Source organism: Paenibacillus pinisoli (assembly GCF_003605435.1).
Taxonomy (GTDB): Bacteria; Bacillota; Bacilli; order Paenibacillales; family Paenibacillaceae; genus Pristimantibacillus; species Pristimantibacillus pinisoli.
The window spans coordinates 164,880-187,907 of record NZ_QXQB01000004.1 but is presented as its reverse complement, the minus strand read 5'-3'; the positions used below and the strand labels follow the sequence as shown (position 1 = coordinate 187,907).

The following is a 23,028-nucleotide window of genomic DNA, read 5'->3' as shown; positions in this document are numbered from 1 at the left end:
GTTTTGCAAATGCCAGATAAGCTGACAATAGGCTCTGGATACGAAGCACTCTTTTCGCGTTCTTGACTATTCTCCTCGAGGCTATCCTGCGAACATGACGCTTGCTCCAAATCCGCCACCTCCGCCTCCTTGCTCCTTCTCCCCGCTCAGATTAGCTTCCGCTAACGCTTCCGCTCCTCTGCTAATAATCGAATCGAAAGCTTCATCCGCACTTTTGCTTCCGCTTGATGCTGCGCTGATCTCTTCACTCGCAATTTTGCCGAAGCTGCTGCGGAAGCCCTTAGGATACCAGCTTGTCGTCTCCATCGGCAGAGGCTTAAGCTTGTAAAACGGCTCCAGATTAACGCCATCGGCATTCGTCTCGTATCCGAGGCGCGATTGCAAATCGATTGCTGTATTCGACCTGATTTTGGCGGCTTCATCCCCATGAACATACTGGATGAAGGCCCACGCGATATCCGTCTGGGACGATGCGGCGTTGATGGAGAAAATTTGCGATACCGTATAAGCGCTTGTCATATCCGGCGTAGCAGCATCAACCGGCGCTGTCACGATCCCCATGTTCACTTTCTCCGGCTGGCTGCTGGACGTGTCGGAGCCGTCTGTCGAACTGACCATCGCCATGCCTCCGCCCATGAAATTAATCATGCTGGAGTTATCGATAACCATCGCTGCCCGTCCGTTGTTGAAGAGCATGCTGTCCGCTGAGAACATCATCCCCCCGTCTCCTTGCGGCGGTACAGGCTGATGAACGGTTTTGGACTGATAGCCCTCCACAACCTCACGGAAGATCTCTCTCCATTCCGGCTCCGACATAGTCAGCTCTGTCGCATCCGCATTCAAATAATTCAAGCCTTTGGCAGCCGCCATGTCCTTTATGAGTTGGAACGGGTCTTGGGCAAACATGGAGCTTGCAAGGCCATAAATCCTTGAGTTGTCATCCCCGTCCGTCGGGAAACGCGCAGCCAGCTTGAGCACTTCTTCCCAGGTCATGAAATCCGTAGGCTCCGGCACACCGTATTTCGCGAATAAATCTTTGTTGTAGTACAGTGCGTTGGTATTGAAGGTAGGTGCAAGTCCGTAGAGCTTGCCTCCTCCTGCATCGCGCAGCAGTTGAACCACTCCTTCTACCATTTGCTCCAACTGGAATCCGCTTTGCGTGACCATCGAATCCAATTCATATAATCGGCCGTCCGCAGCCATCGCTTCATATTGCGCCATGGTCAGCATCACGACATCCGGCTGGGTCTCGTCAACCAGGTCGATCATCGCTTGCGCAGGATCCTTGCTCATGGCTGCATCCATCGTCGAGATGACCTCGAATTGCACATTCGGATATTTGGCGCTGAACACATTGCCGTAGCTTTGGTAGAACATCTGTTCATTAATAAAAGCAACCTTTAACGTTACCGGTTTGTCCGGGTCGATGGCCTGCGATTGTCCGTCTCCATTCTTCGAACTGCAACCGGCTAAAAATATTAAGAGCAGCATCCAATAGATAAACCCTCTCCGCAGCGTATACTTCATTCGTTTCTTTCCCCTTTCAAGCTTTTAATGGTTATCCATTGGTCAGCATGAAGGAGTTCTCTTAGAATTGTCTTAGAGAAGTTTAAACGAAGCTTAAAAGACGATGGCAATTCAATGGTAGCGGCAAACAAACAAAAAAAGCCTCCACGAATGGAGGCATAAACTCAAAAAATATAAAGGCGCTGCGACAATAGGCAAAATGAATAACTATAAGGCTGGCAGTGCAATCGTAATCTTCGTCCCCTGATACTGGACGCTGGATGCCTCAATCCTGCCGTTGTGTCTCGTAACGATCCATTTGGCAATGGATAAGCCAAGTCCAGCCCCTCCTTCCGTGCGGGTACGGCCTTTGTCTCCCCGATAAAACCGGTCAAAGATATACGGCAAATCCACGGCGTCAACTCCGTTTCCGTTATCAGTGACTGTCAAGGCGGCATATCCGGAGGAAGCCTTGCATGTGAGATGGACGGTTCCGTTTATAGGTGTATATTTGATCGCATTATCCAATACAATCATGAGCAATTGCTGAAGCCGTTCCTCATCCCCATGCACCACGATATCAGGTTTCACTTGCCAGGATAAATCGATATCCTTAAGAGAAGCAAGCGGCATGACTTGCTTTAACACTTGCTCCGATAGACGCCCCAACAGAACCGGCTTCATATGAAGCTCAAGCTTGTCCGCATCGGTCTGCGACAATGTCAGCAGCCCGTTGACCATCTTCTTCATTCGCCGTATTTCATTAAGGATTGTCGAGATTTCACGGCTGTCCTGCTCGATCGTATGGTCTGGATGGCGAAGCAGCAGCTCGGTATGTGTATGCAGGACGGCGAGCGGAGTCCGCAGCTCATGCGAAGCGTCCGCTACAAATTGCTGCTGCTTCTCCCACGACAGCCGGATAGGCACCAGCGCGCGCTCAGCCAGATACAGGCCGGCAAAGATCGATAACCCGCCGCCGAATACGATGCCTATGACGATAAGTCCCATCACCACATTCAGCATGCCTGTCTCCGTGCTGATATCGCTAATTAATTGTATGTAGCCATCATGATCCATTATGGAAATATAGCTGAGCGCCTTTGCATTATCTTCCGTAATCTTGATATTCATAACCCGATAGACCAATCCGTCATGCCGAATATTGAACTGGTCCGTCAGATGAATAGAGCGTTTCAGCTTCTCTACTAGCTGGACGGGATACCTCTCCGGTATAAGCGTGGTTAAGGGGGTAAGCTCCTCATCCCACACAATCGTATTAATGGAACGTTCATAAGCGCGCGACGTCACGTTAAAGGTCCCGATGGAGGCAATGCCGGCGGCAACTCCCTCACTGAAGAGCACCGCCGTCTGCGGTCTCTGAAATGTATATTCAGCTGCCCGCGTTTGCAGGGCATGATCGATCTGCCCTATAATGGCGGTGCGCAAGTACACATACATGCTCGACCCCAGCAAAGCGAGAATAAGGAACATGACGGAAGCGTTCAGCAGCGTCAGCCTAGTTTTCGTTTTTCGGAACATCGGCTTTCCCCTTTACCATGTAACCTATGCCACGAACCGTTTGGATCAGATCAGAACAACCATTGGCCGTCAGCTTCTTCCTCAAATAATGAATGTACAAATCTACGATGCCTGCCCCCGAATCTGTATCAAATCCCCATATACGGTCCAAAATCTGCTCGCGGGTCAGAATCTGATTCCGGTTAATAAGCAGAAACTCCAGCAGCTCATATTCTTTGGCCGAGAGCTTCAGCGAAACTTCGCTGACGAAGCCTTCTTGAATTCTGGGCCGGAGGATCACGCCTCCGACTCTAATGTCACCAGTCTCGCCCAGCTTGCCATGCCTGCGCAGAATCGCTCTTGAACGGGCCAGCAGTTCAGGGAAGGCAACGGGCTTGACCACATAATCATCCGCACCCGCGTCGAGCCCCTGCACCCTGCGTTCAATCACATCCACTGCCGAAAGCAGCAGAATTGGCGTCATAATGCCTTGCGCCCTGAGATGATGAATAAGCGCAATGCCGCTCATCCCCGGCAGCATTACATCCAATATGATCAGATCGTATATATCTTGCTCTGCCATGAATAGACCTTCGTCACCGCACAACGATTCGTGCACATTGAAGCCTTCTTCACGAAATACGCTGGAGACGGCATGCATTAATGACACATCGTCTTCTATTACCAGCACCTGCATACCCTTCCAACCTTTCCGAGTCTGAGAATGCTTAAAGTATAAGCGAGGAAGCTTAAAATAAAATTAGAACGATATGGCATAACGTAGGCAAAAAAACAACCTCTATGGCGAATTTTGTAATTTTTTGTCCTTCATTTCAATTGTATATTCGTTATAATAGGAATAAGCTTCTCCCCGTCATTGATCATCTATTTCCCGGAGGGGATTCCCTATGACCGTTAATGTATTGAAACGCAATAATGTCAAGGTGCTTGGCACAGGAAGCCGGACCATGGTGCTCGCTCACGGGTTCGGCTGCGATCAGGATATGTGGCGCTTTATTGTGCCGGGCTTTGCGGACGACTATCGCATTGTCTTATTCGATTACGTAGGCTCGGGCAACTCTCAACTTGATTGCTATGATTCTCACAAATATAATGACCTGCAAGGATATGCCCAAGATGTGCTGGATATTATGGAGGCGCTGGATGTGCGGGACGCCATATTCGTCGGCCATTCCGTCAGCAGCATGATCGGCATGCTGGCATCCATTCGCGCGCCCCATCACTTCAGCCGTATCGTCATGTTGGGACCTTCCCCATGTTATGTCAACGATATGCCGAATTATTACGGCGGATTCGAGCGCACCGATATTGACGAGCTGCTGCAGATGATGCAAATGAATTTCATCGGCTGGGCCAGCTACCTGGCGCCCATCGTCATGAATTCGGACCGGCGCGAGCTGACAGAGGAGCTGGAGAAGAGCTTCTGCTCCAGAGATCCGCATATCGCCAGACAATTCGCCGAAGTGACCTTCTACTCCGATTGCCGCGAGGACTTGGACTCAGCCTCGATCCCGACGCTGATTCTTCAATGCTCGGAAGACAGCATCGCGCCCGTCGAAGTCGGGCATTATCTGCATAGCCACCTGAAAAACAGCACGCTCCGGCAAATGACGGCCAAAGGCCATTATCCGCACTTAAGCCATCCGGCGGAAACGACGGTGCTGATCAAGGAATATTTGGCGGCAAACGGCTAACTCATGAAGAAAGGCAGTCGGTAGGAAAATGAATATACAATTAGATACGGCGCCATGCGGCTACTTCTCCATCTCAAGCGAAGGCATCATCCAGTCTGTGAATGGGACTCTGCTGAGCATGCTGGACTATGAGCGCGGCGAGCTATTGGGACGGCATATTGAATCCGCGATGTCCGTGACGAACAAGCTGTTTTTTCACACCTATTTCTATCCTTATATTCAGCTGCACGGGCATGTGAATGAGATGTATGTCTCCTTCCGGACCAGCACGGGGCAGGATGTGCCCGTCTTGCTGAACGGCGTTCGCCAGCAGCGGGACAGCGAGACCTTTATCGACTGCGTCGTGCTTGCGATGCGCAAGCGAATCGAGCATGAGAAGGACGTGCTTCAAAGCAAAGCAAGGCTCGAGGAGCTGTATCAGAAGACGAACGAAGCGAACCGGAAGCTGGAGCTGCTTCATGCGGAGTATGAGACCAAGCAGCAGGAGCTTCTGCGGATCAATCATCAGCTGGAGGCAATGGCTTGGACGGATACATTAACCGGGCTTGGGAACCGGCGGTATTTTCAGGAAAAGCTGCTGGCCGCTCTCGCCTCCTATCGGGAGAATAACGTGCCGTTTTCATTGTTCATTATCGATATCGACCATTTCAAAAATATCAACGACACGTATGGTCATCCAGTCGGTGATCAGGTGCTGACCAATCTGGCCCGCTTGCTCCAATCCATGACTCGGGAGAATGACATCGTCGCCCGTTACGGCGGCGAGGAGTTCGTAGCTATCCTGCCGGATACGGACCAAGAGACGGGTCTGTCCATCGCAGACCGATACTGCGCCACTGCTGCATCGACCATGCTGGGCGAATACCAGATTACGATCAGCATCGGCGTTGCTACCGCAACATATGGAGATACTGATCAATCGCTGCTGAATCAAGCTGATCTGGCTCTGTATGCTTCGAAGAGCAGCGGGAGGAATCAGGCCACTCATGCGGCAAGCCTGGTTAGAAGCTAATCGGCTTCTAATGTGCCAGAAGCAGGACCCTGCGTAGCAGGCAAAAAACGTCGCTGTCCCAAAAGGGAAACAACCTGTTAATTCATCTCCCAAACAAAAAGCCTTCAAAACCACCACAAAGTGGGTTTGAAGGCTTCTTTCATGGCAGTTCTAAGCCGTGTTTCACGCCTTGCAGCATTACTGGCTGCCTAGGCCGTAGGCCGAGTTTCTCGGCTTGCAGCTCCACTTTCCGCTCGCCCCACATGCCCTAAGCCGAGTTTCTCGGCCTAAAGATCCACCTTCCGCTCGCTCGCACGCTCTAAGCCGAGTTTCTCGGACTACAGATCCACATTCCGCTCACTCACACTCTCTATGCCGAGTTTCTCGGCTTACAGCTCCACTTTCCGCTCACTCACACTCTCTATGCCGAGTTTCTCGGCTTACAGCTCCACTTTCCGCTCACTCACACTTTCTATGCCGAGTTTCTCGGCTTACAGCTCCACTTTCCGCTCGCTTGCACACCCTAGGCCGAGTTTCTCGGCTTGCAGCTTTACTTTCCGCTCGCTCGCACGCCCTAGGCCGGGTTTCTCGGCTTGCAGTTACACTTTCCGCTCACTCACATTCTCTATGCCGAGTTTCTCGGCTTGCAACTCCACTATCCGCTCGCTTGCACGCCCTAGGCCGAGTTTCTCGGACTACAGATCCACTTTCCGCTCGCTCGCACGCCCTAGACCGAGTTTCTCAGCTTGCAGCTCCACTTTCCGCTCGCTCGCACTCTCTATGCCGAGTTTCTCGGCTTACAGCTCAGCTTATCTCGCGGATCACATGAGAGCGTCCCAACAGGTACGCTAGATAACTAAGGGACTCCCTTCTTGCGTCTTAACGAGGACTCCGCCTCACATAGACGAGACTGGCGATATACAGAAGGAGAAGCACGCCAAGAATACCGGCAGAAAGGCCAAACATGGAGGCATATTCGCCATTCTTGACCCCTAGACCAAGCAAAGCCGAGCCTGCTGCGATACCGATATCCATCCCGATCAAAAAAGTGCTGTTGGCTGCACCGCGTCTCTCAGGCAACGCCCGTTGAATCGTCCATGCCAGCATATAAGGCTGGACGGCTCCGAACGACAAGCCATAAACAAAGGCTGATAGCGCAAATAACAAGAAGCCTGTTGCTGCCGACAGCATAGATAAAGCAGCAATGCCAAGCATAATGCCGGGTACAAGAACATACGCCGGCCCTCTCCTGTCGAACAGCTTTCCTGCCAGCGGCCTTACTAGAATCGAGGCGCCGCTAGACAGCAGGAAGAATATTCCGCCATTCGCGATGCCTAGCTGCTGCCCGTACAATACAACATAAGTCAGAATGCCTCCATAACAGCATGTGAATAACATCAACAGCGCGGCCGGAAGCAAGGCGGAGCGCTCAAACATGCTGGGCAGCAAAGCATGTGAACGGTGTCCGGACGAAGCAGCCTCTTGGGACGAGGCCGTCCCTGCATACCGTCCCTTTAAGGACAGCGTCAGCGGAAGCACGGCGACTGCAGAAGCCGTCATGAACAATGCCAATGCACCGAATTGTCCGTATATCCATCCGCCCGCGTACGGACCGACCGCCATGCTGGCCAAGCTGAACAACATATATGTGCCGATGCCCGCTCCTTGCCGGCCCGGTGGAATCAGATCGGACACGAGAGTTGCGTAAGCGGCAGTCAAGATGCCCCAACCGATGCCGAGTACGATGCTGCAGCAGATAATCCAGCCTAACGATGGCCATGCCATGTAAGCAAGTGATGCGATTATAAATGCCAGTAATCCCGCGAGAACGATCCGTTGGCGATTCCAATGATCCAGCGCATATCCCGTCCATAATCGTACAAGGACTGCTGCAACTGTAATAATAGCGACCACAAGCCCTACGGCAGACCGTTCTACACCGCTGTCCGTCAGATAGACGGGAAGCGTGGGCAGCATCATCTGAAAAGACAAAAATACGAACATATTGCTTATACAGATGCTAAGAAATGCGGCCGACCAATAGCTCCCACTGTCCTTGCTCTGTTGTTTCATCATACGCTATCCCCTTGCTGCCCGGAATTATCGCAATCCTTTCAATGCGCCGCTCCAAGCTGTCACTTGATCCAACATATCCTGAACGGTTTTCGTATGCAGCTCCGCAGGCTTAAAGGTATGGAATTGTTCGAAATCCGTGAAGATGGACAAGGTAGGATGAACGCGTACATCCGCTACCAGCAGTTCGCCTAATATGCCCCGCAAATGCTCGGCTGCACGGGCGCCTCCTGTCGAGCCGTAGCTCACCATTCCCGCTGCCTTGTTGTTCCATTCATGATAGGCTGAATCGAGCGCATTTTTCAGAGCCCCTGTTATGCTATGATTGTATTCAGCAACGATGAATACATATCCATCCATTTCATCGATTTTTTGCGCCCATGACTTTACGCCCGCATCTTCCGGATCGCCTTCTCCCATAAAGGGAAGTTTATATTCGGCTATATCAATGATCTCATAGTGTCCATCCCCGCGCCCGTCTGCTATGCCTTTAATCCACTCGCCGACTTGCGGGCTCACCCTTCCTTGACGGGTGCTCCCCAATATAATGCCGATCTTAAGCTGCTCGTTCATTTGTTTCATCTCCGTTTTTATATAAATTTCTCTCTGTTTTCCGCTACCCATTGCGCGAATGTGCGAGCGGGACGACCCGTAATCTGCTCAACAGTCGGCCATACCTGATAGGACTCCTTGGGCGGATTGGCATGCCAGCCGACGACATAATCGATGACGTCTTCCTGAATGCCGGCTTGGCGCATCTTGGCCCGCTCTTCAGCTTCCGTTAATTCGATAAATTCAAGCTCCCGGCCGATCTCGGCACTAATGTGACGCAGCTTATCGGATACGGACAGCACTTCAGGCCCGGTCAACGTATAGCTTTTAAAAGCATGGCCATCCTCCATAAGCACCGTTGCAGCGACGCTGCCAATATCCGCTTCATGAATCATGGCGCTTAATACCTCGCGGTTCAGTCCTCTGATTACACCTTCAGATCGAATAGATTCCGCCCATTCCCGTGCATTGGACATAAATTCAACAGGCGGCTGGAGATGGGTCCATTCCAATCCGCTTTCTTCTGCCGCCGCCTCTACCGGACCTCTCTCGCCGCTCCACAATAGCGTCACTTTTCGTACGCCGGCTTTTTCGGCCAGCGCTATAATTTCAGCCCCGGTCTGCAGCGGAGCGGAGTCGGCGCCATTAAATGTAATTAAATGCATGGCGGTTACTCCTTCCAGTGCCGGAACAAGGCTCTGAGGATCGGTTAGCTCTCCGTATACGACCTCCACGGACTGCGGCAGATTGGCAGTTGCAGGATTGCGCGTAAGAGCCCTGACGCGAGCACCCGAACGGACAAGCTGATCAACGACATGCCGTCCAACATTCCCGGTTGCGCCTGTTACTAGAATAGTCAACTGTATACATCCTCCTCCGAATCGCTAATTGGTTTATGGAACATCTCTAAATTTACATCAATTCCCAAGTCATAGCGTCCTGCGTTCGTCTAATAAACACATAAGAAAAAGGTCTTATCCGAAGATAAGACCTTGGACTAAGACCTTCCCATTAGCCGAACCAATTGTTTTTGGTCGCAAGCAGCGCAGCTTGTGTACGATCCTGCATTTCAAGCTTGGCCAAAATATGCGTGATATGGGTCTTTACTGTTTTCTCGGAAATATGAAGATCTGCCGCAATTTCCTTGTTGCTCTGGCCAAGCGTGATATGCTGCAAGACTACGCGCTCCTTCGCAGTAAGAACGTCAATTCGCTTCTCCTCTTCATTCTCCATGACTACGTGGGACATCAGCTGATGAGTTGCTTCGGGATGCAGCGTCTTCCTGCCATCCATAGCTGCCTGTATGGATTCGATCAGCGCTTCCGGTCTAACATCTTTTAATTGGTAGCCGATGGCGCCTGCCTTGATTGCTTGCAGCACGGACTCGCGGTCTGAATAGCTCGAGAGAATGATAACTTTCACCTTCGGATGCTGCTCCTTTATTCTCCTTGTGGCCTCAATCCCGCTCATTCCCGGCATAATGAGATCCATGAGCACAATATCGGGATTCAGCTCTTGCACCTGCCGGAGAGCCTCTTCGCCATTCTGGGCTTGGCCGACAATTTCAATTGCGGACTGGGTTTGCAAGAAGAAGCGAAGTCCCCTTAACACAACCAAATGATCGTCTACGATCAGCACTTTTATCGTCTTCATGTCAATTCTCCCTTAAACGCGGCACCATAACGGTAACGATCGTTCCTTTGCCTTCCGTACTGTTGATTTTCAACCTTCCATTGACTTGCGCCGCTCTTTCACTCATGCTGCTGATCCCCAGAGTCGCGAGCTTCGTCTCTGCTTGCTCCAGTACGAACCCGCAGCCATGGTCGATGATGCTCATTTGAATTTGGTCTTCAATCGACTTAATAGTGATCGTAGCGCGATTCGTACGCGCATGCTTGCTCACATTATTGATCGCTTCCTGACCGATCCTCCACAAGGTTTTTTCTACCTTCTCGGTGAATTGCACATCATCCTTCATCTGCAAGGTAACATGGATGCCGATTTTTGAAGCGTATTCCTTCAAAGAAACAAGCATTCCCTTCTCGGCACTATAAGGGCGAAGCTGCCAGATCAAGGTGCGCATCTCGGACAATGTCTCTTGCGACAGCTTCTGAATATCGCCAATTCCGTCTGCGACGAGCGGGTTCTCGTCCCTTAGCAGCTCCTTGATGCCCTGTGCAGTCAGCGACAGCGAAAACAGCTTCTGATTGACAGAATCATGCAAGTCGAGCGCGAGCCTGTTCCTCTCTTCCGATAACAGCAGATCCTGCCATTCGTCGTATAAGCGGATTCTTTCCATAGCCAGTGAAATATGATCCGCCAGCGTCGTTAAAATTTTGATTTCCAGCTCGCTGAATGTGGACAACTCTCTGCCGATAAGCAGCACACCGAACGGTTCGTTTTCTAGCAACGGCTGTTGTTTTTGCAGCGGAATTGCGATCGAATACATGTTTTGGCTTGACTGAAGGGCGGCAAAGGCAAAGGGGGTACCCCTGCTCTGGCATACGGATTGTTCTCTGTAAGCTTGATGAATAATGTCTGAAGTTCCTTCCTCCAGATGCAGCCTGGATTCATTCAAGATTCGTGCATTCTCGTTGTCATAGAGTGCTCTAAGCATCAGCCGGTTGCCTTGATGAACGGCAATAGCTACCGTCGGCCATTCGAAATACGTGCCAATATTCAACACAACCGTTAGCAGCAGCTCTCTCAAGTTATTGATCGTCCAGATATGCCGCGTTACTTCATTGGTGCTGTTATAATAATCCACGATATAGCGCGCGATATTGTCAACGGCGAGCTTCTCCTTTTGTTCAAGCAGCCGGGTACGCTCCACCGCTGTACCAATCTGATAGGCCACTCCTTCAAGAAGGGCAAGCTCTTCGTCGCTGAAATGTTCTTTGCCAGGCGATCCTACATTCAGCAGCCCGAATCGCTCCCCGCATATCGTGAGCGGCACCGTGGCGTGATGGGTAAGATTATTCATATCGCCAAGCGACTGCGTGGCGGTATCATGGAGACGCTCGCATTCAATGATGTTCACTGCTTGATTGAGCGAATCTCTCCAATAGAGCCGAAGGCAGAAGCAGGCTTCGCCCCGCAAAGGCTCCTTGTCATTCCTCGCGAGCGCTGCCGGCAGATTATGATCTGCTGCATGATGATAGATAGGCTCATCATCCGCCAGAAAGATCCAGCCTGTCTTCAGCCCGGTCAGTTCCAGCAGCTTCTCCAACGTGCTTTGAAGCATGAGCCTCATATCATGGTTCCGGTTCAAGGTTTCCGCGATTGTCTTCAGAATAAGCAGGTCCTTATAACGCAACGTCTGTTCCTCGTACATCCATTTCACCACCATCTCTTGCAATCCTGCTGATTAGCTAGATCATACCTTATTTCTCCAATCGAATAAATATAATCATTCGTATGCCTGTACGTCCCTTGAAAAAAAAGAAAAGGCGCATGGACGGCAATCAGCCGTCCACGCACCTGCAAGGCCTTATTTATTGATCCAGCCCAACACTTGCAGCGCACGAATCAGCGCCGTGGCCGCTTGCGCCCGTGTAATGTCGCTTTTCGGACTAAACCATTCCTCGCTTGTTCCGTTCATAATCTGGAGCTCCGCCATCATTCGTACATCCTGCAGCCTTGCGGGATCGATGTGCTTTACGTCCTGATAATGGTTTAATGCTGCTAAGTCAGCGCTAGATCCGCTTATTCCTTCCAGCTTCAACGCTGCCGCAAGCATACCGGCCATCTCCTCGCGGGAAAGTGCCTGACCCGGCTGGAATTGCTGATTGCCGGCGAAGCCCAAAAGCCCTAGCTTCTTCGCCTCTGCCACTGCGCTGAAATACCATGAGTCAGCGCGAACGTCTTGATAAGGCAAATCGATGCTATCCACAGTCGTACTACGTCCCAACGCACGCACCAGCATCGCAGCAAATTGGGCACGAGTTACAGCTTGATCAGGATAATATCGGCCTTCTCCATTGCCTTCCACCAGTCCTTTCGCAGCTGCCAGCTCGACATACGGCTCGCTCCAATGGGATTGCGCATCGGCAAAGCTGACCTCATGCTTGCCTGCTGCATATGTCGTATTGGCATAGGAGCGTATCTCCGCATAAGGCTTGCTGTCAATCGTTATGATTCGCGCAGGCGCATAAGCAAAGGTCTTGGTCGATTCCTCATAACGGAATGCGCCCCATAATACCGGTATAGCCGTATACTCATTGGGAATTGGAACAAGCTTGGTGAGCGCTAGACTGGTTGATTCAGCTTTCCCGATCCTTTGCCCCGTTGCAAGGTTCATGATCTCTATCTGAAAATCAGCCATCGCATCCCATAGCTGGACTTGCGGATACTGGCCGGATAAGGCTGTACGAATGTTCTGATCCCCCGACTTGTCAGTCAACGTGATCTTAAAGCCTGCATCGCCGACATTCGTATGGCTTGAAGCTAACTGTTCATTCATCTTCGGCAGCAGGGATGCCAGTTGAACCGGGACATGAATGCGGCCAAAGGTTGCTTTGACCTCAATGATTAGACTGTCGTTCTTGCTCCTATAGCTCTCCAGCACACTAGCTGGAAGAGTGACATAGATGCTGCCCTTGCCGCCTGGATCCGATTCCAGCACGATAGATGGTTTTGCGCTATCCAGCGAATCGGGGTCTACCCATATGCCGTTATTGTCAATGTAAGGCTTGGATGGCACCGAGACCGGGATCGTTCTGCTCATTGGCGTGGCGCTCATCTCATTGGACGCCGCGCTTTCTCCCCAAGCATATTCAGCTTTTACCGTAAAATAGTAGGTCACTCCATTCGATAAACCCGTTGCCGCATGAGAACTCTCCGTTCCGCTTACCGCGGCAATCTCTATTCCGCTGCCTCCAGGCGTCAGGCTTTGATAGACATGGTAACCCGTCGCTCCATGTACAGGCTGCCACGAGATTGTCGCTTGGCCATCTCCCCCTGTAACCGCGCTGAGTTCTGGAACGCTTGTCAAACGAAAAACCCGGTCCGCATTGGAAGGAATAAACCAGACGCTGAGCCCATCATAGACGGCATCATTAAAGGATTTAGACTCTCCATTGAAACCAACTGGCCATGGCTCTAATCCTGTTATAGCTCCAGTTGCCGGATTAATCTTCAAAATACGCGAATCCCTGGATGGCTTCATCCAAATATGCTCGCCGTCAAACGCGCCATTCGTGAACAGGTTTTGGCTCTTATCGAACCCGCTAGGCCATTGGTCAAATCCAGTCATATCGCCCGTGGCCGTATCCAATTTCACAATCTGATTAGCGCTATATGGAAGCATCCATATCGAATTCCCATCAAATACAGCGCCCTTAAACGCATAGCCTGTGCTATTGAATCCTGAAGGCCAGTCGCTATATCCTGTCATTTCACCGGTTGCCGGATTCAATTGGATTACCCGGTCCGCTCTTGACGGAATCATCCAAATTGAGGTGCCATCGAACACGCCCTCGGCGAAAGCATAGTTTTCCTTTTGGAACCCGGCCGGCCACTGATCATAACCCGTCATCTCGCCTGTTGCCGGATCGATTCGAATCACTTGATTGGCATTGACTGGAATTAGCCAGATATAAGTCCCATCAAAAACTCCTTTGGAAAATGCCGCACTTTGACTCTGATAGCCAGCTGGCCAATCGTTATATCCTGTCATGATTCCCGTTGCTGGATCCAACTTGATTACCCTGTCCGCAAGGCTTGGGACCATCCATATGTGCTGACCGTCAAATACGCCTCCGCTGAAAGCTCCGTTGCTCTTCGTAAACCCGGCAGGCCAGTTCAAATAACCTGTCATCACCCCTGTCTCGGGATTAAGCTTCACCACTCTATCCGTTTCCGCAGGAATCATCCATATATCTTGACCGTCAAAAACTCCACCGCCAAAGAGAGAATAGTTCATGGCCATTCCGCTAGGCCAATCCGGATAGGCCGTCATTTCATAATTCGGACCAAGCGGATTAAGCGCGCCTGCGCTTGCTGATTGAACTGGAGATATGCTGAGCACAAGCAATAACGCTATAAAACCGCTCAGTATCCTCCTTCTTTTCCATTGATGCATATGCAATTCCCCCAACCATAAGATGTGCGTCGCCAGAGCAACACACTCCGGTAACGACGATACATTCCGATAACGACAATATTATTCATTCATACACTGCATAATTTGGCGTATAGAATACTTTTCTGCAGCTTAAACTCGAAACCCTTTTTTTGTTAAAAATTTCACTCCTATTGGTTCATCTTGAAAGAAACATGCACCAATATACACATTATTAAGGCCGTGATGCGCTGAATCTGCAATAATATACTATAGCTTTTCTATTTATAGATGTAGGATGTGAGAATACCAGAAAGAAGGGTTCTCATGAGTCTTACATCTTTTTTGATTTACTGTATAATTGCTACTATTACACCGGGTCCTACGAATATCGTCATCCTGTCTACTGTCCATCGCTTTGGGTCAAAAAAAGCCATGGAATATACGTATGGCGCAACGCTTGGCCTGGGCTTATTACTGATGATATCCGCTACGCTCAATACGTGGCTGATTGCCTATTTGCCGAAAATCATGGTTGTGATGCAAATAATCGGAACACTCTATATGCTCTATCTTGCTTATCTGATTTACAGGATGGATGTGTCAAAGGCCGTCTCGAACCAAGCAGCCTCCTTCTGGTCGGGCATCATGATGCAATTTCTTAATCCGAAGGTAGTCCTCTACTCGCTGACAGTCATTCCGGCGTTCATTCTGCCTCATTACAGCTCAAGCAGCGCGCGGATATGCGGCATAGCTGTGGTCACGCTTATTGGATTTCTAGCCTTTCTGACATGGGTGCTCTTCGGAGCGATGTTCAAAACTTTTTTGCTGAAACATAAGAGGATAGTAAATATATGCATGGCATTATCACTTGCTTATGCCGCGATTATGATCTGGCTGTAGGCATGCTTTGATTGAGGTGAAAATATGGATGAGATGAACAGGTTCATTTATAAAAAATCGATCGGAATAACTGCGCTGACCGCAAGCATGACGGATTTTACGTATAAAAAGCATGCTCATCAGGAGTATGCCGTTGGCGTTACGCTGCGCGGGATACAAAAATATAGCTTGGACGGCAGCCTGCAGCTGTCTTATCAGAATGGCGTAATGCTGTTCAATCCGGAGCAAGCGCATGATGGAATGGCTTACGACAGATCCGGTCTGGATTATGTCATGCTCTATATTGAGCCCGAGCTGCTGCTTGAGGCGATAGAGATAAAAGCGGCTCCGCGCTTCTCGACCCCGATCGTATATGATGCTCAGCTGGAGAGACGCATCTTGAATCTTTCCGACGCTATATTGAAAGAAAAGGACGAAGCATTGTGCAGTGAATTGTACTTGTCCTTGGCGAACCGACTGGTTCAAACCACGCTCTCCACGGATGACAGAAAGGAGCATGCGATGATTCGGAGAGCAAAGGATATGCTTCATGCGGGCTTGGACCATGTCCTGAAGCTGGATGAGATCAGCGGCGAGCTTCAATTGTCCAAGTTTCAATTCATCCGGCTATTCAAGGCGCATACGGGGATTTCACCGTATCAATACTTCCTTAACTGTAAAATCGAACTCGCAAAGCAATTAATCGAAAAGAACAGGGATGTCTATTCGGCGGTAGCGGATTGCGGGTTTGTCGATCTGGCGCACTTAAATAAACATTTTAAAAGCATGTACGGCACAACGGCATTTGAGTATTTGTCGCACATGAAATAAGGGGGTGTCTCGACTCTATCGAGACACCCCCTTATTAAATTCTATATAAAGCCAAGCGATTGCAGCATGCGGGATAACATGGCAGCCATCTCTGCTCGAGTCGCCGCCGCTTGCGGACGGAAGCTGCCAGAGTCATCGCCTTTAATAATGCCAAGCTCAAGGGCTTGCTCTACTGATTCAAGCGCCCATGGAGCTATGCGATCGGTATCAGCCATATGGCCGCGGACTGTTGGCTTATGCCCCGCTCCGCCCGCGTACGCGATAGCTCTGCCCATCATAACTGCCAATTCCTGGCGTGTCACCTTATCATCAGGACGGAATGTATCATCGTTGTAGCCTGTAATGAGTCCTGCTTTCTGTGCGGCAGCGACAGAGCTCGCATACCACTTGTCCTCCATATCCGTGAAGCTGGAAGCTGATTCCGAAGGGACAATGCCAAGCGCCCGAACCAGGAGAGCGGCTGTCTCGGCCCGAGTAACCGAACCGCTTGGATCGAATTGCCCTGCGCCGCGCCCTTGAATGATTCCTTTTGCAGCCAACCGTTCTACTTCCTGACGCCCCCAATGCCCCTCCATATCCGCAAAGCTGACCGCTTGATCGACAACCAGATATACTCCGTCTTCTCTGCTATGGATGACTGCAACCGTGTTGACCCCTTCATTCTCGAATCGCGCCGGTACAAAGCGAAGCTCGCCAAGCTCTTCATCCCACTGCAGGACCGTTGCAGAGTCGGAAATTTTGCTAAGCCCAAGGTTGATATACCGCTCCACGTAGCGGGAGAATGTGACACCTTCTGCTGGCGGGCCGCCAGACGTTACTTCGAAGCGGATTGGACCTGCTTTCACGCCGGTCGGCAGACCCGCCAGCACCTCAGCCAGCTTGGTTGAACCCCCCTCGCGTCCTACCTGTACAATCGCAGCACCATCATCGGGCAGTTCACTTAACGGTATGACGATCGATTCAGACGCTGTAGCAAAAACAAGCGTTATGTCGAAAGATTTCTGGTTCAATCTCTCCAAGACCGCTTGGGACAAGGTGAACTGCGCAGCAGCTGCATCCGCCGCAATTCGAATAGTGCCCGAAGCAATCTCATCGGTTGATAGCTCCATTCTTGCATGGCCAGACGATGAAGAGATATCTGCATAGAAATCCGGCACTGCCTCTTCAGAGGCACTGATTGCCGTCGTCCATGCCCCGTCTGAAGCCGCCTCACTGCCGCTCGGCAAGGCGAACAGCGTACAAGCGATGACCAGGCACAGTAACTGTCCGCGGCTGCTTGTCCGTTCTTTGCCTTTCCTTCCAGCAACCCAAGCCATCCATGATTTCACATTCGTTCCCCGCTCTCCTAGTATTATCAAGCCACGGCCACTCTACTGCCATTACAGACCACACCCTATAATCATCACGTTCCATACGTCTTCATTATACACAGGCTGTGGCAGCTTGGAGTTTTTTCCTGCAAATAAATCATTCAATTAATTTCAATCATCTTCAGACTCCATTAAAAAGCACCCTGTCCCCACAAAGGACAAGGTGCTCATTCACAAACTGTAATTGGCCTGACTCTATCCGGCAGCCCACACGTCGAGCTCAATCTTCAGTTCAGGCAAGCCAAGAGCCTGCACATACGCTATTGTCATCGATGGAGGCGTGGCGCCGAACGTCGCTCCCCACACCCCGTAGAAGTGATCCCAGTCAATCGGCTCAACAGCCCAGATATTGACCTTGACTACATGATCAGGCGTTAATTGCTGGGACGCAAGAACCTTCCCTATATTATCGAGGGTATAAGCCGCTTGCTGACTGAGATCTGGCGGAATATTGCCGCTGACATCCGTTCCGATCTGCCCGGAAAAGACATACCACTCGGCATTGCGACTAATCTTCGTAACATGGCTATATTGACCGACCGGCGGCGCGATCGTATTCGGATTGGAGCGTTGAACGAAAGGGTTATTGTTTTGCATTGTATATTCTCCTTTTCAATAGGTACGCTATTATTGGAATGACCGAAAATGGACAGACGTATCCCGTCTGCGGTCATTCTAGAAGAAAACAGCTGTTGAATATCCAATGCCGAAAGACAAATTACGCAAAGCCCGCTTCTTCATTGAATATCCCCCTCCCCATCGAAAAGTGTAGTGTAACGTTACACAGTATATCATAGATGCTGCCGGTATAGCCAAGTTAGCTATCCTTCTCAAGCCAGATCATAAAAAAATAAAGTGCACAGACGGTATATTAGCCATCCATGCACCTTGTCAGGTAGCATTTCGATTGCTTCGGCAGGCTTACTTCAAGCCCGCCATGAACTGTCTGAAGTTCTCCGCAATTTCCTTCGATTTTGTATGATGCACATAATGGCTATAATCGAAAACAACCATTTTGCCATTCTCTACGCTAGCCGCTTGCTCTTCATGAAGCGGAACCCATTCCTCAGAGGGATTATCGCTTCCGACAAGAAGCAGCAAAGGAAGATCAACCGGGAACTTCATATGCTTGCCCTCTTTGAAATTCGAGGAGATATGCTCCATCTCGTTCAAGATGGTAGGGTTGAACATGTTCTTGAGCTGGATCAATTTAAATTGTTTTCTGGTTTCTTCATCGTAAGGCAAGCCTTCATAAGGATCGGGACTAAATTTCAGCATCAATCTGGCAAAGCCTGAGTTTTTGAGCAGCTTATATTGCCCGATCGGGAATTCGACATCCATACCGCCCTGCGTTGGTACACTGGTATCGATTCCGATAAATGCAGTAACTTCATCCCTATACTTGCTTACATAATCTACGCCGTATAGACCTGTAATTGAGTGCCCCATCAGGATATAGCGGTCAATGTTAAGATTTTGGAGAGCCTCATGGATTTCCTGAACGATATTTTCGGTCGTGCGGTCCCTATCGGTCAAGTCGCTTAATCCGTATCCGAAGGGCTCAATGGCAACCACTTTGTAATACGGCGACAGCTCGTCGATGAGCGGCTTAAAGTCCAGGACAGGCGACGCTGTTCCATAACCCGGCAGAAGCACGACTGTCTCTTCGCCTTCCCCTTGAATGAGCACATTCATATTTTTGCCGTCGACGGGAACAAGCTGTCCATAGGCCTGGATCTTCTTTTGATCTGTCTTGTTGCCAACCACGTTCACGATATATACGATCGCGATAAAAGCTACAATCAATATTAGAATTACTGCTAAAGTTTTGAGCAGAACCCTCAGCCACTTTTTCATCTTACCTACACCCTTCTTCACCAGATAATTCGGCTGCCTTAGCAAGCCGGTATAGCAAGCTTAACTGATGAAGATGTACAGACCATGACGCGAATATGAACTGAATATGAACAGCGTCGAGTATAATGCGAGCTACTCCGCAGATGACGCAAGCGGCAAAGTGACGATAAAAGCTGCGCCCCTTCCAAGTTCGCTCTCGACACGGATGTGTCCTTGATGAAGCGATACGATTTGCTTCGCAATGGCGAGCCCCATGCCGCTGCCGTCATACTTGCGGCTATGGGATCGGTCGGCTTTGAAGAACCGCTCGAATATACGTTTCTGGTCCTCCCCGGAGATACCGATGCCCTCGTCGGCTATGCGTACGGTTACGGTTTTGGCGTCTTGCTTCATGCTGACGTGAATGGTGCCGCCATCTTCGGAAAACTTGATGCTATTCCCAATAATGTTGGTCCAGACTTGATTGAGCTGGTCGTGATCTGCAGTGACGAGTATGGGCTTCAGATTCATGTCAAAGCTAATGCTGCGTGCCGACCATTGCGGCTGAATCGCCACAATGACCCGCCTGATCTGCTCATCTAGCCTGAGCTCAGTTACCTTCAGCTGCTGCGTGCTGGACTCCAGCAAGCTTAGCTTGAGCAGGCTGTCGCTCATCTTGGACATGCGCTTCGCTTCGGAGATGATAATATCCAGGTAGCGATTGTGCTCGCTTTCAGGAATGCCTGCTTGCTTGAGCGCTATGGCATAACCGGAAATCGAGGTGAGGGGCGACTGCACCTCATGAGATACATTGGATACGAACTCCTTGCGCATCTGCTCCAGCTGCTTCAGATCGCGCATCATCTCTTCGAAGCTGCGCGCGAGCGTGCCCAGCTCGCCCTTTTGCTTAATGTTCAGCTTGACATTGAAGTCTCCCGCCGCGATGCGCTTGGTTGCTTCAGTCAGCTTCTTGATCGGCCTGACCAAAAATACGGCTGCGATCAGAATGAGCAAGCTTCCGGTTATTAAGGAGTTGGTTAAAAACCTCACCAACAAGGATACGGAAGAAGACGCAAGCGGCTCTACAAACATGGCTTTCAATCCTGTCTCGGTACGAAGAGGCATGCCCATCAGAACAGGCACGATTCCTTGCGATCTGATCTGAAGCACTTCTCCAGCCAGCACTTGACTGATTTGCTCCGGTGTTACTTCGGATACACTCTGACCGTTCAACTCCCCAAAAGACTGAATAAGTCCGCCTTCGTCATACATGCGAATATGAAAGGAATGGAGCTGCTTCATTCCGCTGACATATAAATCAGCCTCCGCAGGCGGCAAGGCATCGTAGATCCGCGAGACGTCTTCGCCGAAGTGGAATACGTTGAGCATCAGGTTATCGTTCAGCTTCTCCTGATATAACCACGATGTAGTAAACGAAGCAATAATCGTACCTCCTATGACAGACACCAGAAAGGTAAATACGACTCGGGTGTATAAAGAGCTGATCATGGAGAGACCTCTAGCCGGTAACCAAGACCGCGCACGGTATCGATCCGAAAATCAGGCGTTTCTGCGAACCGTTCACGCAGCCGCTTGATATGAACATCAACCGTCCGTTCATCTCCACCGTAATCCATTCCCCAGATCTGATCGATCAGCTGCTCGCGCGTATAGATTTGTCCGGGCTTGCCCGCCAGCTTGTACAATAATTCAAATTCCTTGAGCGGGAGCGCCAGCGACTCGTCCCCCTTCGTCACCTTGTAAGTCTGCCGGTCCAGCAGAACGCTGCCGATCTGGATCGTCTGGGACGAGCTGACTCCGTAACGCTTCAGCAGCGCCCTCACGCGAACCGTCAGCTCCAGCGGATCGAACGGCTTGGTCAAATAATCATCCGTCCCAAGCTGGAACCCCTTCACCTTCTCCCAGGTCTCGCCTCTTGCCGTCAGCATGAGCAGCGGGAGGTCAGGATTGGCTTTTCGCAGCTCTCTGCACAGCTCCCAGCCATCCATAAGCGGCATCATAATATCAAGCACGACAAGATCGACTCTCGTCGAGTTATATACGGCCATCGCTTCCTTGCCGTCTGCGGCTTCGAGAGTCTCAAATCCGTCATTGCGCAAAAACAAGCAGACGAGTTCGCGAATGTTCACATCATCATCGGCAACTAATATTGTAGGCATCCATCCGTCCCCTCTTTTCCCTCGTTATACTTGGTAACCAGTATACTATAAAGCCCATGCCGTGCATAAATTTGGCGGGTTTTCGGCTGTGCAAAAAGAAAAAAAAGCAACTGCCACTTCGGGGCGGTTGCTTATTGTGCCTTCTCATTTGAATCGACCCGCGGGTTTGATGCTTTGGGGATTGCGGAACACATTGTTAGGGTCATACTTCGCCTTGACTCTCCGCAGTCTTGGATAGTTGGCTCCATAGTAGACGGGTCCCGGGTTTTTGATCCCTTGATCCGGAACGTTAATATACGAACCTACGATATAAGGCTGCAGATTCCGGCGAGTCTGGCGGACGATAGCGATATTTTTGGGAGCATCGGATTGCTTGAGCCAGGAGCTGTTCCACTCCACATAATATTGGGCATTGCGCCAGTAGAACGCTGTGGAAGCAGGCGACTTGCGGCTGACTGCCCCGCCCCAGTTCAAGAAGAAGAAACCGGCGTCTTTCCCCTCTACATTTTCTAGAAATTGACGCATCGAGCGGATCGCCTTATCCGGGAATGGCCTTCTGCCGAAGCCGGACGAGAACTGATTGCTGTATCTCTGGGTAAGCACCGGATCAGGATCCAGCAAGAAGCTAACGACTTCAGGATACGGCACTTCCCGAATAACCTTGCTGGTTGGCGTTCCGGCGCTCGTCATCGGCTTCAACAGCCGGAGAGCCTCCGAGCGGGAGCCAAGGTACAGACCTTCCATCGACACATTGCCGCCTTTTTTCGGCCCAATCGAAAATTCGCTGCCCAGCTTCGTGTTTACGGAAGGCGCCCATCTCTGCCATACTTTAAGCAGCTTCTCAAATTGATTCCACGGCCAGGTAATCTTATATACAGTCGCTGTGGCTGGAGCAGGCAATACTTTGAGCTTATACCTTGTATATACGCCAAAGTTCCCTCCGCCTCCGCCACGGGAAGCCCACAGAAGATCGGCATTGCGGCGTTTGTTCGCACGGATGACCTTGCCATTCGCGTCAACCATCTCAAGCTCAAGCAGATTGTCGCTGATGAGACCCGTCGTCCGCATAAGCGGCCCGATGCCTCCCCCAGCCGTAATGCCGCCGATCCCGACCGTCGCGCTGTCGCCGAAAGGCGCAATATAACCTTGCCGCGCAAGCGCATGCGAGATTCTGCCGACGCGGTTGCCCGTCTCTACGATAGCCGTCCCGTTCTTCCTGTTCAGCTTGATTTTCTTCATATCGCTGACATCGATGACCAATCCCCCGTTAACCTGCGAGAGATTAACCTCAAGCGAATGCCTGCCGCTTCTTGGACGAATCGGTATGTTATGCTTCCGGGCCCACTTGATTGCGTTCGCTACATCCTGTGTCTTCTGCGCAAAAACAAATACTTTTGGATATCTGTCCGTATGAGGATCCCAATTTTTACGCGCTGCTTCATAACCCGGATCGCCTCGAAAAATCACACGTCCGGTTAGCCCCGTCCTTGCTGTCACTCTTCCCACTCCCTTG

At 50.6% G+C, this 23,028-nt stretch carries 19 protein-coding genes; 4 read left to right on the top strand and 15 right to left on the bottom strand.

The annotated features are described in order from the left end of the window. Positions 1-81 precede the first annotated feature (81 nt). The 3 genes from D3P09_RS18040 to D3P09_RS18030 form a co-directional block, all read right to left on the bottom strand. Positions 82-1,527 (bottom strand): ABC transporter substrate-binding protein, encoded by a 1,446-nt coding sequence (locus D3P09_RS18040; RefSeq protein WP_120112799.1) that lies wholly within the window; start codon positions 1,525-1,527, stop codon positions 82-84. A 207-nt stretch (positions 1,528-1,734) separates the two neighbouring features. After that, positions 1,735-3,045, bottom strand: a complete 1,311-nt coding sequence (locus D3P09_RS18035) for a sensor histidine kinase (protein WP_120112798.1) — start codon at positions 3,043-3,045, stop codon at positions 1,735-1,737. Beyond that, a complete protein-coding gene (locus tag D3P09_RS18030) occupies positions 3,023-3,721 on the bottom strand; it encodes a response regulator transcription factor (protein ID WP_120112797.1) in 699 nt (232 codons plus the stop codon). The genes D3P09_RS18035 and D3P09_RS18030 overlap by 23 nt, the downstream gene beginning before the upstream one ends. 211 nt (positions 3,722-3,932) lie before the next feature. Here D3P09_RS18030 and D3P09_RS18025 point away from each other — a divergent pair, with 211 nt between their 5' ends. Together D3P09_RS18025 and D3P09_RS18020 are read left to right on the top strand one after the other, a co-directional pair. Further along, positions 3,933-4,739: an alpha/beta fold hydrolase gene (locus tag D3P09_RS18025; RefSeq protein WP_120112795.1), complete on the top strand. Its 807-nt coding sequence runs from the start codon at positions 3,933-3,935 to the stop codon at positions 4,737-4,739. A gap of 28 nt (positions 4,740-4,767) precedes the next feature. Continuing rightward, entirely contained in the window at positions 4,768-5,751 is a 984-nt protein-coding gene (locus D3P09_RS18020; RefSeq protein WP_120112793.1) for a sensor domain-containing diguanylate cyclase, read from the top strand. A gap of 858 nt (positions 5,752-6,609) precedes the next feature. Here D3P09_RS18020 and D3P09_RS18015 read toward each other — a convergent pair. The 6 genes from D3P09_RS18015 to D3P09_RS17990 all read right to left on the bottom strand — a co-directional run bounded on the left by D3P09_RS18015 (position 6,610) and on the right by D3P09_RS17990 (position 14,437). Next, positions 6,610-7,806, bottom strand: a complete 1,197-nt coding sequence (locus tag D3P09_RS18015; RefSeq protein ID WP_120112792.1) for an MFS transporter — start codon at positions 7,804-7,806, stop codon at positions 6,610-6,612. 24 nt (positions 7,807-7,830) lie between these two features. Next, entirely contained in the window at positions 7,831-8,376 is a 546-nt protein-coding gene (locus D3P09_RS18010) for an NADPH-dependent FMN reductase (RefSeq protein ID WP_120112790.1), read from the bottom strand. 17 nt (positions 8,377-8,393) lie between these two features. Continuing rightward, positions 8,394-9,215: an NmrA family NAD(P)-binding protein gene (locus D3P09_RS18005; RefSeq protein ID WP_120112789.1), complete on the bottom strand. Its 822-nt coding sequence runs from the start codon at positions 9,213-9,215 to the stop codon at positions 8,394-8,396. 151 nt (positions 9,216-9,366) lie between these two features. Further along, on the bottom strand, positions 9,367-10,008 hold the full coding sequence (locus D3P09_RS18000; RefSeq protein WP_120112787.1) for a response regulator: 642 nt from the start codon (positions 10,006-10,008) through the stop codon (positions 9,367-9,369). Position 10,009: 1 nt separating this feature from the next. After that, positions 10,010-11,704, bottom strand: coding sequence for a sensor histidine kinase (locus tag D3P09_RS17995; RefSeq protein WP_243644292.1), 1,695 nt, complete (start codon positions 11,702-11,704; stop codon positions 10,010-10,012). 141 nt (positions 11,705-11,845) lie between these two features. Next, complete coding sequence (locus D3P09_RS17990) at positions 11,846-14,437, bottom strand: S-layer homology domain-containing protein (RefSeq protein ID WP_120112785.1); 2,592 nt, start codon at positions 14,435-14,437, stop codon at positions 11,846-11,848. Positions 14,438-14,743: 306 nt separating this feature from the next. Here D3P09_RS17990 and D3P09_RS17985 point away from each other — a divergent pair, with 306 nt between their 5' ends. After that, entirely contained in the window at positions 14,744-15,319 is a 576-nt protein-coding gene (locus D3P09_RS17985) for a LysE family translocator (protein WP_120112784.1), read from the top strand. Positions 15,320-15,352: 33 nt separating this feature from the next. Next, a complete protein-coding gene (locus tag D3P09_RS17980) occupies positions 15,353-16,129 on the top strand; it encodes an AraC family transcriptional regulator (RefSeq protein ID WP_120113331.1) in 777 nt (258 codons plus the stop codon). A 41-nt stretch (positions 16,130-16,170) separates the two neighbouring features. On the opposite strand, the gene D3P09_RS17975 is transcribed toward D3P09_RS17980, so the two are convergent. The 6 genes from D3P09_RS17975 to D3P09_RS17950 form a co-directional block, all read right to left on the bottom strand. Continuing rightward, on the bottom strand, positions 16,171-17,457 hold the full coding sequence (locus D3P09_RS17975) for an S-layer homology domain-containing protein (protein ID WP_133305024.1): 1,287 nt from the start codon (positions 17,455-17,457) through the stop codon (positions 16,171-16,173). 237 nt (positions 17,458-17,694) lie between these two features. Continuing rightward, positions 17,695-18,096 (bottom strand): RidA family protein, encoded by a 402-nt coding sequence (locus D3P09_RS17970; RefSeq protein ID WP_120112780.1) that lies wholly within the window; start codon positions 18,094-18,096, stop codon positions 17,695-17,697. Between the two features lie 324 nt (positions 18,097-18,420). Then, entirely contained in the window at positions 18,421-19,356 is a 936-nt protein-coding gene (locus D3P09_RS17965) for an alpha/beta fold hydrolase (protein ID WP_120112779.1), read from the bottom strand. Positions 19,357-19,488: 132 nt separating this feature from the next. After that, positions 19,489-20,844, bottom strand: coding sequence for a sensor histidine kinase (locus D3P09_RS17960; RefSeq protein ID WP_120112777.1), 1,356 nt, complete (start codon positions 20,842-20,844; stop codon positions 19,489-19,491). After that, complete coding sequence (locus D3P09_RS17955; protein ID WP_120112775.1) at positions 20,841-21,515, bottom strand: response regulator transcription factor; 675 nt, start codon at positions 21,513-21,515, stop codon at positions 20,841-20,843. Before D3P09_RS17955 ends, D3P09_RS17960 begins: the two co-directional genes overlap by 4 nt. A 144-nt stretch (positions 21,516-21,659) precedes the next feature. Further along, positions 21,660-23,012, bottom strand: coding sequence for an FAD-binding oxidoreductase (locus tag D3P09_RS17950; protein ID WP_120112773.1), 1,353 nt, complete (start codon positions 23,010-23,012; stop codon positions 21,660-21,662). Positions 23,013-23,028 lie beyond the last annotated feature (16 nt).

Excerpts from the sequence above, each read along its gene's own strand:
- D3P09_RS18040 (WP_120112799.1), bottom strand. The coding sequence starts at position 1,527 with ATGAAGTATACGCTGCGGAGAGGGTTTATCTATTGGATGCTGCTCTTA.
- D3P09_RS18035 (WP_120112798.1), bottom strand. The coding sequence starts at position 3,045 with ATGTTCCGAAAAACGAAAACTAGGCTGACGCTGCTGAACGCTTCCGTC.
- D3P09_RS18030 (WP_120112797.1), bottom strand. The coding sequence starts at position 3,721 with ATGCAGGTGCTGGTAATAGAAGACGATGTGTCATTAATGCATGCCGTC.
- D3P09_RS18025 (WP_120112795.1), top strand. The coding sequence starts at position 3,933 with ATGACCGTTAATGTATTGAAACGCAATAATGTCAAGGTGCTTGGCACA.
- D3P09_RS18020 (WP_120112793.1), top strand. The coding sequence starts at position 4,768 with ATGAATATACAATTAGATACGGCGCCATGCGGCTACTTCTCCATCTCA.
- D3P09_RS18015 (WP_120112792.1), bottom strand. The coding sequence starts at position 7,806 with ATGATGAAACAACAGAGCAAGGACAGTGGGAGCTATTGGTCGGCCGCA.
- D3P09_RS18010 (WP_120112790.1), bottom strand. The coding sequence starts at position 8,376 with ATGAACGAGCAGCTTAAGATCGGCATTATATTGGGGAGCACCCGTCAA.
- D3P09_RS18000 (WP_120112787.1), bottom strand. The coding sequence starts at position 10,008 with ATGAAGACGATAAAAGTGCTGATCGTAGACGATCATTTGGTTGTGTTA.
- D3P09_RS17995 (WP_243644292.1), bottom strand. The coding sequence starts at position 11,704 with ATGGTGGTGAAATGGATGTACGAGGAACAGACGTTGCGTTATAAGGAC.
- D3P09_RS17990 (WP_120112785.1), bottom strand. The coding sequence starts at position 14,437 with ATGCATCAATGGAAAAGAAGGAGGATACTGAGCGGTTTTATAGCGTTA.
- D3P09_RS17985 (WP_120112784.1), top strand. The coding sequence starts at position 14,744 with ATGAGTCTTACATCTTTTTTGATTTACTGTATAATTGCTACTATTACA.
- D3P09_RS17980 (WP_120113331.1), top strand. The coding sequence starts at position 15,353 with ATGAACAGGTTCATTTATAAAAAATCGATCGGAATAACTGCGCTGACC.
- D3P09_RS17970 (WP_120112780.1), bottom strand. The coding sequence starts at position 18,096 with ATGCAAAACAATAACCCTTTCGTTCAACGCTCCAATCCGAATACGATC.
- D3P09_RS17965 (WP_120112779.1), bottom strand. The coding sequence starts at position 19,356 with ATGAAAAAGTGGCTGAGGGTTCTGCTCAAAACTTTAGCAGTAATTCTA.
- D3P09_RS17960 (WP_120112777.1), bottom strand. The coding sequence starts at position 20,844 with ATGATCAGCTCTTTATACACCCGAGTCGTATTTACCTTTCTGGTGTCT.
- D3P09_RS17955 (WP_120112775.1), bottom strand. The coding sequence starts at position 21,515 with ATGCCTACAATATTAGTTGCCGATGATGATGTGAACATTCGCGAACTC.